The sequence below is a fragment of the Hyphomonas sp. NPDC076881 genome (genome assembly GCF_050269995.1).
Lineage (GTDB): Bacteria > Pseudomonadota > Alphaproteobacteria > Caulobacterales > Hyphomonadaceae > Hyphomonas.
This window is the reverse complement of record NZ_JBNNJJ010000004.1, coordinates 253,466-266,584: the sequence shown is the minus strand read 5'-3', so window position 1 is coordinate 266,584 and position 13,119 is coordinate 253,466. Positions and strand designations below refer to the sequence as shown.

Sequence of the window (13,119 nt, the reverse complement as noted above, 5' to 3'; positions counted from 1 at the left end):
ATTCTACCAATTAGCGCGAGGTGCGCGCCGTTCTCACAACTTGGTAGCTGAGACAATAACAAACAAAACCAATCGCCAGCACGCCTCAGATACGCTTGAGGACGAGTTCGCAGCGTTCGTTGAGGCTGGGGCGGGCGACGGCGACGCGGGCGAGGCCGGGGAGCGTCTTGCCGAGGTCTGCGGCGGCCCAGAGGCAGATGCGCTCAAGGGTGGGCACTTCCAGGCCTTCGATTTCGTTCAGCAGCTTGTGGTCGAGCTTGGCAGCGGTCGCCTCAAGCGTGGCGGTGAGGTGGCTGAAATCCTCCACCCATTGCTCGCCCGGCTTCACGACGCCGGCCACGGTCGCCTCCAGGCGGAAGGAGTGGCCATGCACGGAGCGGTAGGGATGGCCTTCGGGCTTGCCGCCCATGAAATGGGCGGCCTCGAAGAACACCGCCTTCGAGATCTCGAAAATCTGACCCTCGGCCTTCAGGGTAGACCGGTCAGTTTGTGGGTTTGCAAGCTCAGTCGCCATTTTGGATTCTTCAAGCAATAGGCCGCCACCGCCGCCACATGGCTGACGCCGGGTCCATCGTCCCTCGGTTGGAGGAAAAAGTGCTCAAAGTCCAGTGTTTCAAAGCATTCCGGTTGCGCTTCCGGCTCATTCTGAGGGTAAACCAGCTTTAACTCATTGCCGCGCGTCTGGGCCAGCGGGGCGTTCGCCTTGGGGCTGACGCAGATCCAGTCAATCGAAGCGGGCGCGGGCAGCGTGCCATTGGTCTCGATGGCGATTTCGAAGCCGGCCGCGTGGAGCGCATCGATCAGCGGCGCGTCCAGCTGCATCAGGGGCTCGCCCCCGGTGCAGACGACATAGGGGCGCCCGCCGGAAGACGCATTGGCCTCCCAGATGGCCTTCACATGCGCGGCAAGCAGGCCCGGCTCGCGGAACTTGCCGCCCCCTTCGCCATTGGTGCCGACAAAATCGGTGTCGCAGAAGCGGCAGACGGCCTTTTCCCGGTCGCGCTCCAGCCCGCTCCACAGATTGCAGCCGGCAAAGCGCAGGAACACGGCCGCGCGCCCCGTATGCGCGCCTTCGCCCTGCAGGGTGTAGAAGGCTTCCTTGACCGAATAGGTCACGCCGCGCTCCCCTTCCCGGCCTGCCAGCGCTGCCAGCCATTTGCCCGCAGCTCGCAGGCCGGGCATGTGCCGCAGCCATAGCCCCAGGCGTGACGCGCCCCGCGCTGGCCCAGATAGCAGGTATGGGTTTCCTCCGCGATCAGATCGACCAGCATGTCCCCGCCCAGATCCTGGGCGAGCTGCCAGGTGGCAGCCTTGTCGAGATACATCAGCGGGGTGTCGATGCGGATGTCGGCGTCGAGGCCGAGGCGGAGGGTTTCTTCCTGCGCTTTCAGGGTGGCGGCGCGGCAGTCGGGATAGCCCGAATAGTCCGTCTCGCACATGCCGCCGACCAGCACGCCATGCCCCCGCCGCACGGCCAGGGCGCCTGCCAGGGTGAAAAACAGAAGGTTCCGGCCCGGAACAAAAGTGTTCGGCAGGCCCGCCGCCGTGAGCGTGATTTCGACATCATGCGTCATCGCCGTGGCGCCGAGCGCCTTGAGTACGGAGGCATCTATTATGTGATCGCCATCCAATTTCTCGCCCCATGCCGGAAAATTCTGGCGAATCGCATCCAGAAATTTCGGCCTGCAGGCGAGTTCGACGCCGTGGCGCTGGCCATAGTCGAAGCCGATCGTCTCGACCCGGTCAAACCGGGTGAGTGCCCAGGCAAGGCAGGTGGCCGAATCCTGGCCGCCGGAAAACAGGACGAGCGCGGAAGAAAGGGGCTGTGTCATGCCCGCCGCTGTACCAGCGCGCCCCGCCCGGGCCAAGGCTACGTTGCGGAAGGCGTTACATTTTTGACACCGAAGTGAAGACTTTCGCCTTTGGAGCGGACAGGACAATTGACACGCGCCACGCCATGGCATTGTGTTGAACTTGAAGCCGTCCCGCCAATGAGGATGGCTCATAAACACATCAATGTATTCGGGACCGGATAACCGGCCCGAGGGGAGGAAAAATCGAAATGAGCCGAAACACAGACTCGAAGTATGTCTTGTTGGCAGGGGCCTCTGCCCTTGCCCTCAGCTTCTTCGGTAGCGCGTATGCCCAGGAAGAAACCGCTCCGGATGACTCCCGGCGCCTCGGCACCGTTACCGTCACCACACAGAAGGTCGAACAGTCCATCCAGGACGTTCCGATTGCCGTTTCGGCCTTCGATGAGGAAGCGCTGAACAAGATGCAGCTGTCCGGGGGCCCGGACCTCGTCAAGTCGATCCCGAACGTCTCCTTCACCAAGGGGAACTTCAACGGGTTCAACTTCAAGATCCGCGGGATCGGGGCTGACCTTGTGGCCCAGTCGGGCGATGCCGGCGTCGGCGTCCACCAGAACGATGTGCCGCTGACCGCCAACCGCCTGTTCGAAGCCGAATTCTTCGACATGGAACGGATCGAGGTGCTGCGCGGTCCTCAGGGTACGCTCTATGGCCGGAACGCAACGGGCGGCGTGTTCAACGCCATTACCGCCAAGCCGGTGCTGGAAGAGTATCAGGGCAATGTCTCTGCCACGCTCGGCAATTACGGCACCAAGAAAATAAAGGGCATGCTGAACATCCCGATCGGGGACAAGGTGGCCGTGCGTCTGGCCGGCAACTATCTCGAGCGGGATGGCTACGCCACCAACACCGTGACGGGCGAGTCGATCGACGGGCGTGAGCTCTATGGCTATCGCGCCACGATCCTGGCCGAGCCGACCGAGCGCCTGCGCGGCTGGCTCTCCTATGAATATTTCGAGGAAGAAGATGACCGCCTGCGGTCTGGCAAGCAGCTCTGCACCAAGAGCCCGCTGAAAACCTCCTATGCGGGTATTCCGATCGGCTTCCTGGATCAGACAGTCACCTCTCAAGGTTGTGTGGATACTCCGCTCAGCGATATGAAGGACCGCCTGAATTCGGTCGCGACACTTGGTGGCGGCATGGGTGTTGTGGCAGGCTTGCTCAGCGGCGACGCCTTTACCCAGCCCGCCAACCTGAACATGCGCGAGATCGAGTCTGCTTATGATCCGCAATACTATGCGGATCAGGAACTGATCACCGGCAAGATTGAGTTCGATGTTACGGATTCCCTGAAGCTGACCTATCTGGGCAGCTACAGCACCAGCGCTTCTGTTTCGATCGAGGATTATAACAAGCAGGCAGCCGACGTTGCGTTCAATACCAATGGTCAGGTGCTCTTCGGCTCGCTCGACGCAACCCTTGGAGCTGGCGCCAGCGCGGCGATATACCAGATGCTATTCCCCGGCGGCGTGGTGAACGATCCAATCCTCGGCGCATCCAACCTGTTCCGGTCATTTGACGTTGCCGGCGGCACCTCGGAGCAGACCACTCACGAACTTCGCCTGCAGTCGTCCTTTGATGGCCCCTTCAACTTCAACCTCGGCGTCATCTCGATGGACTTCGAGGCGATTGATCCGACCGCAAACAATACCGACGGTTATTATGTGATCTCCAACTCGCTGACAGCTGTAGCTCTGCTAAACAATGCATTGGGCGGCGCGCTGTTCTGTGGAACAGGCTCGGCCTGCGCATCAGCCATCCCGGCTGGGGCCGGACGGCTCGTTCCGATTGATGCGGCCGGCACGCTCGAAGGGCAGGATTTCTCGGGCCTCGGCGGCCAGTATTTCCGCTCTCTGTCGCCCTATGAGATGAACTCGCTGGCTGTTTTCGGCGAAGGGTACTATGATATCAGTGACAACCTGAAGGCGACTGTTGGCCTACGTTATACAAAAGACGAAAAAAGCCAGCAGAATATTCCCACCTATCTGTTCGTACCTGCCGGAGTCTATGGAACCGGCACGGCGCAGGACGGGAGCCCGATCAATCCGAGCCCGAATGCGGGGACGGATGCCAATGGCTATTATCATGCGGAGTTCGAGGAAATCACGGGGCGCGCCGGTCTCGACTGGCGTCCGGATCTGGCCTTCACGGATGACACGCTGATCTACGGCTTCTATTCACGGGGCTATAAAGGCGGCGGCATCAACCCGCCACAACCAGCAGACAACCCGAACGCCTTCAGCCAGTTCTTCGATCCAGAGTTCATCAACTCTTACGAAGTCGGTACGAAGAACACCCTCGCCAATGGCGCACTGCAGCTGAATGCGACCGGCTTCTACTACGACTACAAAGGGTATCAGATTACCCAGATCATCAACCGGACTTCGGTGAACTTCAACGTCGATACCAAACTCAAAGGCCTTGAACTCGAAACAATCTGGAATCCGGTTTCCACCTTCGTCGTCAATGCCAACCTCGGCCTGCTCGACTCCGAACTGGGTGATCTGTACTCGATCGATGTGATCGACCGGACCAATGGCCGCTCGGACCTCGTGGTTCTCAAGAACACGTCCAGCTACAGCAACTGCGTGATCTCTGCGCAGGGCTATGCGACGGTTCTGGGCGCCATCCAGGCCAACCCGGCCCTGACGGGCATCACGCGGAACCTCTGTAACGGCGACCTGGCCGCTGTGGGTGGCCGCGCGGGCTTTGAAGCCCTCCTCGGCCTCACCGGCGTGACCGTAACCTACACTGATGTCAATGGTAACACGCAGACGGCCACCGCTCTGCAGCCGATCGAAGGCGACGCGAAAAACCTGAAGGGCAATTCGATGCCAGGCGCACCGGAAGTGACCTTCAACATCGGTGCCGAGTACACCTGGCTGCCGGGTTCGTTCGGCGACTGGGGCCTCACCGGCCGCGTCGACTACTACCGCCAGTCCGACAGCGTATCCCGGGTCTACAACTCCCCGCGCGACAAGCTGCCGAGCTGGGATAACATGAACGTCTCGCTGGCGTTCACCAACGACCCCAACGGCGTGCGCGTCGAACTGTTCGGCAAGAACATCTTCGACGAGACCGCCATCACCGGCGCCTATCTGACGGACGACTCGTCGGGCCTCTACACCAACATCTTCCTGAACGAGCCGCGCACTTACGGCATCGCTGTCACGAAGTCCTGGTAAGCGGGCGTCACGCCTGAAAACTTGCGGGGCGGCCTTTCGGGGCCGCCCCTTTTTCATTGGCGCAGAGACCGGAACGGCCTATCTCTGCCCCCAATCAGATTTCTGCGCACTTACAGACCCTCAACTCTACAGGAGCCGGTATGTCCGTCTTTTCCCGCCTCGCCGCTCTCGGCCCGCTTGTCCTTATGCTGTCTGCCTGCGGAGAGCCTGCCGTGCCCCCGCAGGCGCCGGTCACAGCCCCGGCCGAGCCCGGCGCGGTCAAGGGTGTCAGCCTGGAACTCATCACCCCGGCCGAACAACCCTGGGGCATGGCCTTCCTGCCCGAGGGCGGCCTTCTGTTCACGGAGAAGGAAGGCGGCCTGAAATTCTTTGCCGCCGCGGGTGAAGCAACGCCTGTAACCGGCCTGCCGGAAGCCTATGTCGAAGGCCAGGCCGGCTATCTGGGTATTGCGCTGGACCCGGACTTTGCCAGCAACCGCCTTGTTTATGTATCGCTCTCCACCGGCACCAAGGCGGCCAACTCCACCGCCGTCGTGCGCGGGCGCCTTAGCGATGACAATACCGCGCTGGAAAATGTGCAGCAGATATTCAAGGCCGATGATCGCGACACGGCCTACCATTATGGCTCCCGCCTTGCCTTTGGCGGGGATGGCACGCTGTTTGTCTCCCTCGGCGAGGGCTTCAAATATATGCAGGATGCCCAGAACCCGAAGAATACCCATGGCACCCTCGTGCGGATCAATTCCGATGGCACGATCCCTGCGGACAATCCGTTTGCGGACGGGGTGAATGGCAAGCCGGAAGTCTGGTCCTATGGCCACCGCAACGTGCAGGGGCTCTACTATGACGCGGCCACCGATACGCTCTGGGCCACCGAGCATGGCCCGCGCGGCGGGGATGAACTCAACATCGTCAAACCCGGCAACAATTATGGCTGGCCGAAAATCACCTATGGCGTGAACTATGACGGCACGGTCATCACCAAGGAAACCGCCGCCGAAGGCATGGTGCAGCCGGAAACCTATTGGGTGCCCTCCATTGCGCCCTCCGGCCTCACCATGGTGACCAGCGACAAATATCCCGGCTGGGAGGGAGACCTTTTCGCCGGCGGCATGAATGGCCCGGACGGTCTCGTCCTTGTGCGGATCGATCTTCAGGAGGGCAAGGTTGCCGGCAAGGAAAACCTGCTGAAGGGCGAGTTGTCGATCCGGGATGTGGTTCAGGGCCCGGACGGCTATCTCTATGTCGCGGGCAAGGATTTCGACGGCATCTTCCGGGTGGTTCCGCAGGAATAGCCCCCGCGCGCCCTCCCCCAACAGAAAGCGGCCCCGTCATCAGGCGGGGCCGCTTTCTGTTGGGGCGAAAGATCAAGGGCGTTTCAGCCCTTGTCTTTCTCGGCAATCGGCACGCCATAAAGCTCCAGCCGGTGATCCACCAGCCGGTAGCCGAGCTTGCGGGCGATCTCTTCCTGCAGCTTCTCGATCTCTTCGGAATGGAACTCCACCACAGCGCCCGTCTTCACATCGATCAGGTGATCGTGATGTTCGGCGGGCACTTCTTCATAGCGCGCGCGGCCATCGCGGAAGTCGTGCGCCTGGATGATCCCCGCATCCTCGAACAGCTTCACTGTCCGGTAGACCGTGGCGAGCGAAATCGAGGCGTCGAGCGAGTTGGCCCGGCGGTGCAGTTCTTCGGCGTCCGGATGGTCATCCGCGACCGAAAGCACACGCGCGATGATGCGCCGCGGCTCCGTCATGCGGAGGCCCTTCTCAATGCAGAGTTTTTCTAGTCTGTCCATGGTCCCTAAATGCCCTTCCGAAGCGGGAAAGTCCAGTTCAACCTTGTCAGCTTTCGCGCAGATGGGCCGCAAAGAAGGCCAGCGTGCGGGACCAGGCGAGCGCGGCGGCCTCCGGATTAAAGCGCGGCGTGGTATCATTATGGAAACCATGCTGCGTGCCTTCATACCAGTGCAGCTCGTAAGGCTTGCCTGCGGCCTTCAAGGCCGCCTCATAGGACACCCACCCCTCATTCACGCGCGGATCATCGCTGGCGAGGTGAATCTGGAGGGGCACGTCCAGCTTCGCGGCGTCCTCATCCGCCGGCCAGCCGCCATAATAGGGCACAGATGCCTTGAGCCAGGGCAGGCTAACCGCAAGCTGGTTGGCCATCGCCCCGCCAAAGCAGAAGCCGGTGACGCCGACGGCGCCATTGACCGCCTGATGCCCGCGCAGAAATTCGGCGGCCGCGACGAAATCGGCGAACATGTCCTCCCGCGTCCGCTGAGCCTGCAGGGCGCGGCCATCATCATCATTTCCGGGATAGCCGCCGAGCGGATAGAGCGCGTCCGGGCCGAAGGCGACATAGCCTGCCTTGGCGGCCCGGCGCGTCACATCACGGATATAGGGGTTAAGCCCCCGGTTCTCATGGATCACCAGAATGGCGGGCAGCTTGCCGGCGGCATTGGCCGGGCGGACGAGATAGCCGCCCATCGTTCCGGCGCTGCTGGGGGTGGTGTAGGTGATGTCTTCCTCGATGAGGTCAGTGTCGCCTGTCAGCGTCTGGGCCTGGCTGTAATCGGGCATCACGCACGCTGCCAGCATCGAAACGGTAATGCCGCCCCCGGCGAAGGCGCTCAGCCGCGAGAAGAAGGCCCGGCGCGAAAGGTCGCCATGGCAATAGGCGTCGTAAAGCCGGAACACTTCGGGCGGAATGTCGATCTTGCCTGGATTTCCGTCTGCCATGGTGTGCCTCCTTCTCGGGTTCGTGAGAACTATAGACCGGCAGGCGGCAGAGGCCAGCTTTTCAGACGCCCCGCTATGCCCCGATCGGCCGGGACATCAGAATGGCGTCCACCGGCGCGGGGCGCCCGGCGGTGTAGTAGCGCTTGCGCCGGCCATCCTCGGTGAAACCGAACCGGGCATAAAGGCGCCGGGCCGAGGTGTTGTCCTCAGCCACATCCAGAAGCAGCCGGCTGTCGCCGCCGGCCACGAGCACCGGGATCGCCGCATCCAGCAGCGCGCCGGCAAGCCCCTGCCCGCGCCGGGCGGGGGCCGTGGCGATGGTCAGGAGTTCGCACTCCCCCGCAGAGGACTGGAAGAGGGCAAAAGCCATGAGGGTGCCCCCCTCTTCCCAGCCGAGGGCGAGCACATTCGGGCTGGTGATCAGCCCCTCGATCGAAGCCGCGCTCCACGCATCGGCAAAGCCCGCCGCATGCAGCGCGGCGGCGGCCGCCGCGTCGGCTGGCGTCAGTCGGCGAATGGGGTCAGTCATCGGGCAAAAGCCTTCGGAAGCGGCAGAAAGATCGCAGATCAAGGACAATCAGGATTGATTGGCAATGCCTGCCTCTGTTAGGTCGCCTGCCCTTTGCCCCAGCACAAGGCAGCAAGATGACCCAGGCGACCTCGACGCTCGGCCTAGACTTCGGCACGACCAACAGCGTTGCCTCCCTCGCCCGCCCCGATGGCAGCACGGAGGCGATGAGCTTCAGCCATGGCGGCGAGGAGTTTTCCGCCTGCCGCTCGGTGCTCTGTTTCTGGCGCGATGAAGATGAAGCGCGCGCGATGATGGAGATCGGCCCCTGGGCCATTGACCAGTTCCTGGAGCTGGGCGGGGATTGCCGGTTCATCCAGTCGTTCAAGACCTTCGCGGCCAGCCCGCTTTTCGTCTCCACCGTGATCCATAACAAGAACTGGCAGTTCGAGGATCTGCTGGCCGCCTATCTGCGGCGTCTGGCCGAGCGGTCGGGCGCGCCCTGGCCGGCCCAGGTGGTGATGGGGCGCCCCGTGCGCTTTGCCGGCGCCCAGCCGGATGAGGCCCTGGCGCAAACCCGCTATGAAACGGCGCTGAAGCGGCTTGGCTTCGAGACGATCCATCATGTGTATGAGCCCGTCGCGGCGGCCTTCTTCTATGCCCAGCGGCTGACGGAGGCCTCGACCATTCTGGTGGCAGACTTTGGCGGGGGCACCAGCGACTTCTCGATCATCCGGTTTGACCCCGCGGGCGGAAAGCTGCGCGCCCAGGCGCTCTCCCATTCCGGCATCGGCATTGCGGGCGACGCCTTCGACCAGAAGATCATCGAGCATGTGGTGGCGCCGCTGTTTGGCAAACACAGCAGCTTCCGCAGCGGGGAGAAAACCCTGCCGGTGCCCTCGTCTTTCTACAGCCGGTTTGCGCAATGGAACCAGCTGTCGATCATGCGCCACACGCGCGATTATGCTGACCTCCAGAAGCTGCTGCAGGCGTCAAACGAGCCTCGCCTGATCCAGGCCTTCATCGACTTTCTGGAGGCAGATGCCAGCTACCTGCTCTACCGCGCCGTGGCGCAGGTGAAGTCTCAGCTTTCGCAGTCAGACACCGCCCGGTTCAGCCTTCAGGCCGGCAGCCTGAATATCGAGCGGGACATCGCCCGCGCAGAATTTGATGGCTGGATCGGAGAAGATGTCAGCGCCATCCGCGCCACGGTCGATCTGGCGCTGGAGCGGGCGGGCCTTGGGCCAGGCGGCATCGACCGGGTGTTCCTCACCGGGGGCACATCCTTCGTGCCGGCTTTGCGGCGCAGCTTCGAGGACCAGTTTGGCGCCGGCAAGGTGGAAACCGGCAGCCAGTTCGTATCGATCGCCCACGGACTATCCCTGATCGCCCAGCAGGATGATCTGGAGCCCTGGCTGGCGCGGGCGAGCTAGTTTTTCGGCGTGGGCAGGGTTGCGTCCGGCTCGCGGGCATAGACCGGCTGGGGCGGATGTTTGGCCGGATCGAAGCGGGCCGCTTTCAGCGCGGCGGTCACCGCGCTTGGGCGCATGGGGCGGATGTCGAGCTTGGCGGCCTGATCGCCGAGCGCCTCGGCGCCGTCCATAAAGATCGGCGCATGGAATCCGTCCAGCATGGCGGACAGCGCGGCGAGGCCCACCTCCTGCACCGGGGCGATGCCCGCGTCCTCGCTGATGCCCTGCACCCACCAGGTCTGGTCGGGCGGGCGGCGCTGGGCCATCAGGGCGCCAAGGCTTGGCCCCTCCATCCCGGCGGGGATGGCCGCTTCAAGGCTCGTAACGCCAACAGCCGGCGCGCCGGTGACGAGGGCCAGGCCGCGCACATAGGCAACGCCGATGCGCAGGCCGGTGAAACTGCCCGGCCCCGTGACCACGGCAAACCGGCCGACATCGCCAAAGCCGGCGCCCTCTTCCTTCAGCAACGCCTCGACAAAGCCCGGCAGGGCCTTCTCCTGGCCACGCGGCAGGGTCTCGCGCGCATCGGCGAGGATTTCGCCATCGCGCACAAGCGCCGCTTCCATCGTGGTGAAGGCCGTGTTCAGGGCAAGGATCAGCATCTGATCCCGCTAGAGGATGCGGCAGCCCTCGTCAAATTCGAGACGCGGCAGGCGGTCCATGATCTTGGTCTTGTCGCCATAGCCGAGATTGCAGATGAAGTTGGCGCGCCAATGCTGCTCCTCGCCCTCCTGGCTCTCGAAGAATTCGCGGTTCACGCCCGCCATGTCAAAGCCGCTCATCGGCCCGCAATCGAGGCCAAGGGAGCGCGCGGCCAGCATCAGATAGGCTGCCTGCAGCGTGCCATTCCGGAAGGCGGTCTCTTCGGTGTTGTTGTCAAACCAGTGCTTGGCATCGGGATTGTGCGGGAAGAGCTGGGGGATCTTCTCTGCAAAGCGCATGTCGTAGGCGAGGATCACCGTCCAGGGCGCGGCAGCGGTCTTCTCGCGGTTGCCCGCGCTCATGAAGGGCAGAAGGCGCTCCTTCCCTTCCGGCGTGGTGACGAACACGAAACGGGCGGGCGAGCAGTTGGCACTCGTCGGCCCCATCTTGGCGAGATCGTAAACCGCGCGGATCAGAACCTCCGGCACCGGCCGGTCAAGATAGCCATTCTGGCTGCGGGCATCGCGGAAGATGATGTCGAGCGCGTGATCGTTGACCGGGTGGGCCATGAGGCAGTTCCTTCCTTGCTGATGGCACTGACCACCGGTGACGGGCGGGCTCAGGACCGGATTTTTTGCTGCACACTCGTTAGAGTTTTCAGGCGGCTTGTTGGAGTAACCGTTGGAGTTTTTTGCGCGCCTTTTAAAGCGCTGCCTCTACCGCAGTCACTTCTGGCACATAGGTGCGCAGCATGTTCTCGATGCCCTGTTTCAGGGTCATGGTCGAGGACGGACACCCCGCGCAGGCCCCGCGCATGGAGAGGTGAACGATGCCCGTCTCGGGATCGAAGCGCTGGAAGGTGATGTCGCCGCCATCCTGGGCCACGGCGGGCCGCACGCGCGTTTCGATCAGTTCTTTGATCTCGTTGACGATTTCGGCCGCCTCGCCCTCATATTCGATCTCGTCGGAGAGGCCGGGGGCGCCCTCTTCGACCACCGGCAGGCCGGACATGTAATGATCCATGATGGCGGCCAGCACCATCGGCTTCACATGCCGCCAATCCTTCGCCTGTACCTTGTTAATGCTGACAAAATCGCTGCCGAGGAAGACACGCTCCACCCCGTCCACCTGAAACAGGGCGCGGGCCAGCAGGCTCATGCGCGCGCTGGCCGCGTCGGGGAAGTCAAACGGGCCGCGATCTCCGGCAACGGGTTGACCCGGAAGGAATTTTATCGTGTCCGGGTTCGGGGTAGCTTCGGTCTGGATAAACATGGCGGGCCTTTTTACGTCTGGCCCCTGACATGGCCCGCGCGCGCGGTGAGATCAAGGGAGCGCGGCTCAGGGCAGCGCAGTCTCTGCATCCCCGGCCGTCTGGGCAACAGAGGTTTCCTCAATCACCTCATCGCCCGCAGAAGGCTCCATCAGCGCAATCAGATGCCGCGAGGCAACTTCTGCCTCCAGCAGGAAATAAGCCATGCTTGCCAGATGGTTGGGCGTGAGAACCGCCGAATCCGACTGGTTGGAAACCAGAAGCGGCTTCATCTTTGCGGCGCGTTCCCAGGCCGCTTCCACACGGTCAGCCGCCACCAGAACGGCTGTATCCGTCAGCGTCAGGGCCTTGGCGGCATTGGCGGCGAACATCTCATGGGCGACATGGGCGCGGGCCTTGGCGCGGTAAAAGGCGGCGATGTCTTCCTTGCTGGCGGGCCAGCCGCCTTCCTGAGTGGCATTGATCCGGTCAGACAGGGCCGCGCGGTCTTCCCCCGCCCAACCGGCAAAGAGCGCCAGTTCCTCCGGCATGATCTCTTCCGGCATCGGCCGCATGGCAAGGCCGCGCGAGGCGCGCGTGTCAAACCGGTTGAGCGCTTCAGCCGCCGCCGTCAGGCGGGGACGCATCGGCTCACCGGGCACTTCCATCAGGAGGCGCGAGGCGGCGGCCAGATCGCTATCCGGCGCGCCTTCATAAGGGGCGAGTTCCGAGATGAGCTTCACATGCTGCGAGAGGGCTTCGGTGGTGCCGGCCTGCCAGGCGGGCAGCGCCGTCAGGCGTGCCTGCGGGTGCCAGACCGGGCGGTTGCTGGCCCAGCCAGCGCCTTCCAGTTCCCGCGCAATCTTGTGAATGGCGACTGCAATGCCCGGCACGGCCCAGCTCTGCTCAGCCGGGATGCCCACGGGCCTGTCATTGATATGGCTGGAAAGAACCACAGCGGCCGGATAGGCGCCGACCAGGGCCACCACCGCGCCGATCTTCAGCATACGTTTCAGCGCGCGCCAGCCCTTCTGGAAACCGATCATGATCGGGCTGGGCTCGGCATAATCGAGCGAGATGAAGTGGTTGGGGTCTGAGGCGGGGGCGGGAACGTGTTCCTGCTCCTCGTAAGCTCGTGGGAGTTTCACTGCCGCCGCTGCCGCCATGACTTTACGCCGCTTCTTCCTGGGTGCTGTGGATTTGTCCATCCTGTGCCGTTTATGAAGCCGTTAAACCGTTATTAACAGGCCAGTTGCGCATGAAATTTCAGCAAACCGGGCGGTGTGGTAAATTCGGGCACCAAATCACCGCCTGCTGATACAATTCCAGCCGCAGCAGGTGTCCCGGCCCGCTACCCCAACTCGCCTACGAGGCACTACCCAATCTACACCCGCCACCCATGCGAGAAGAACTCTCCGCAGAGGATGGCGTGATTCCCCACACAGCCGAAA

The 13,119-nt window shown here is 62.9% G+C and carries 13 protein-coding genes; 3 read left to right on the top strand and 10 right to left on the bottom strand.

What is annotated here, in order from left to right:
* Positions 1-85: 85 nt before the first annotated feature.
* From ACQKI2_RS06680 to queC, 3 genes are read right to left on the bottom strand one after another with little or no spacing between them, the layout of a single operon-like run.
* Positions 86-514, bottom strand: coding sequence for a 6-carboxytetrahydropterin synthase (locus ACQKI2_RS06680; protein ID WP_427378920.1), 429 nt, complete (start codon positions 512-514; stop codon positions 86-88).
* On the bottom strand, positions 469-1,116 hold the full coding sequence (gene queE / locus ACQKI2_RS06675) for a 7-carboxy-7-deazaguanine synthase (protein WP_427378945.1): 648 nt from the start codon (positions 1,114-1,116) through the stop codon (positions 469-471). Before queE ends, ACQKI2_RS06680 begins: the two co-directional genes overlap by 46 nt.
* Positions 1,113-1,832, bottom strand: a complete 720-nt coding sequence (queC, locus tag ACQKI2_RS06670; RefSeq protein ID WP_427378919.1) for a 7-cyano-7-deazaguanine synthase QueC — start codon at positions 1,830-1,832, stop codon at positions 1,113-1,115. Before queC ends, queE begins: the two co-directional genes overlap by 4 nt.
* 230 nt (positions 1,833-2,062) lie before the next feature.
* On the opposite strand from queC, the gene ACQKI2_RS06665 reads away from it, so the two are divergent.
* Positions 2,063-5,056 carry a TonB-dependent receptor gene (locus tag ACQKI2_RS06665; RefSeq protein WP_427378918.1) on the top strand — a complete coding sequence of 998 codons (2,994 nt, stop codon included), beginning with the start codon at positions 2,063-2,065 and terminating at the stop codon, positions 5,054-5,056.
* 140 nt (positions 5,057-5,196) lie between these two features.
* Positions 5,197-6,351, top strand: a complete 1,155-nt coding sequence (locus ACQKI2_RS06660; RefSeq protein WP_427378917.1) for a PQQ-dependent sugar dehydrogenase — start codon at positions 5,197-5,199, stop codon at positions 6,349-6,351.
* Between the two features lie 83 nt (positions 6,352-6,434).
* Here the strand turns inward: ACQKI2_RS06660 and ACQKI2_RS06655 are convergent, their stop codons facing one another.
* From ACQKI2_RS06655 to ACQKI2_RS06645, 3 genes are all read right to left on the bottom strand, one after another.
* Complete coding sequence (locus tag ACQKI2_RS06655; protein WP_035593968.1) at positions 6,435-6,854, bottom strand: Fur family transcriptional regulator; 420 nt, start codon at positions 6,852-6,854, stop codon at positions 6,435-6,437.
* A gap of 46 nt (positions 6,855-6,900) precedes the next feature.
* Complete coding sequence (locus ACQKI2_RS06650) at positions 6,901-7,797, bottom strand: dienelactone hydrolase family protein (RefSeq protein WP_427378916.1); 897 nt, start codon at positions 7,795-7,797, stop codon at positions 6,901-6,903.
* Between the two features lie 73 nt (positions 7,798-7,870).
* Positions 7,871-8,326 carry a GNAT family N-acetyltransferase gene (locus ACQKI2_RS06645; protein ID WP_427378915.1) on the bottom strand — a complete coding sequence of 152 codons (456 nt, stop codon included), beginning with the start codon at positions 8,324-8,326 and terminating at the stop codon, positions 7,871-7,873.
* Between the two features lie 116 nt (positions 8,327-8,442).
* Between ACQKI2_RS06645 and ACQKI2_RS06640 the strand changes: the two genes are divergently transcribed.
* Positions 8,443-9,738, top strand: coding sequence for an Hsp70 family protein (locus ACQKI2_RS06640; protein WP_427378914.1), 1,296 nt, complete (start codon positions 8,443-8,445; stop codon positions 9,736-9,738).
* On the opposite strand, the gene tsaB is transcribed toward ACQKI2_RS06640, so the two are convergent.
* The 4 genes from tsaB to ACQKI2_RS06620 all read right to left on the bottom strand — a co-directional run bounded on the left by tsaB (position 9,735) and on the right by ACQKI2_RS06620 (position 12,816).
* Complete coding sequence (tsaB, locus tag ACQKI2_RS06635; RefSeq protein ID WP_427378913.1) at positions 9,735-10,379, bottom strand: tRNA (adenosine(37)-N6)-threonylcarbamoyltransferase complex dimerization subunit type 1 TsaB; 645 nt, start codon at positions 10,377-10,379, stop codon at positions 9,735-9,737. The two genes, ACQKI2_RS06640 and tsaB, sit on opposite strands and share 4 nt — an antisense overlap.
* 9 nt (positions 10,380-10,388) lie before the next feature.
* The gene (locus ACQKI2_RS06630; RefSeq protein WP_427378912.1) at positions 10,389-10,988 is read right to left on the bottom strand and encodes a malonic semialdehyde reductase; all 600 of its coding nucleotides are present in this window, start codon (positions 10,986-10,988) and stop codon (positions 10,389-10,391) included.
* Positions 10,989-11,121: 133 nt separating this feature from the next.
* Entirely contained in the window at positions 11,122-11,691 is a 570-nt protein-coding gene (locus tag ACQKI2_RS06625; RefSeq protein WP_427378911.1) for a NifU family protein, read from the bottom strand.
* 66 nt (positions 11,692-11,757) lie between these two features.
* Positions 11,758-12,816 (bottom strand): hypothetical protein, encoded by a 1,059-nt coding sequence (locus ACQKI2_RS06620; protein WP_427378910.1) that lies wholly within the window; start codon positions 12,814-12,816, stop codon positions 11,758-11,760.
* Positions 12,817-13,119: the final 303 nt, after the last annotated feature.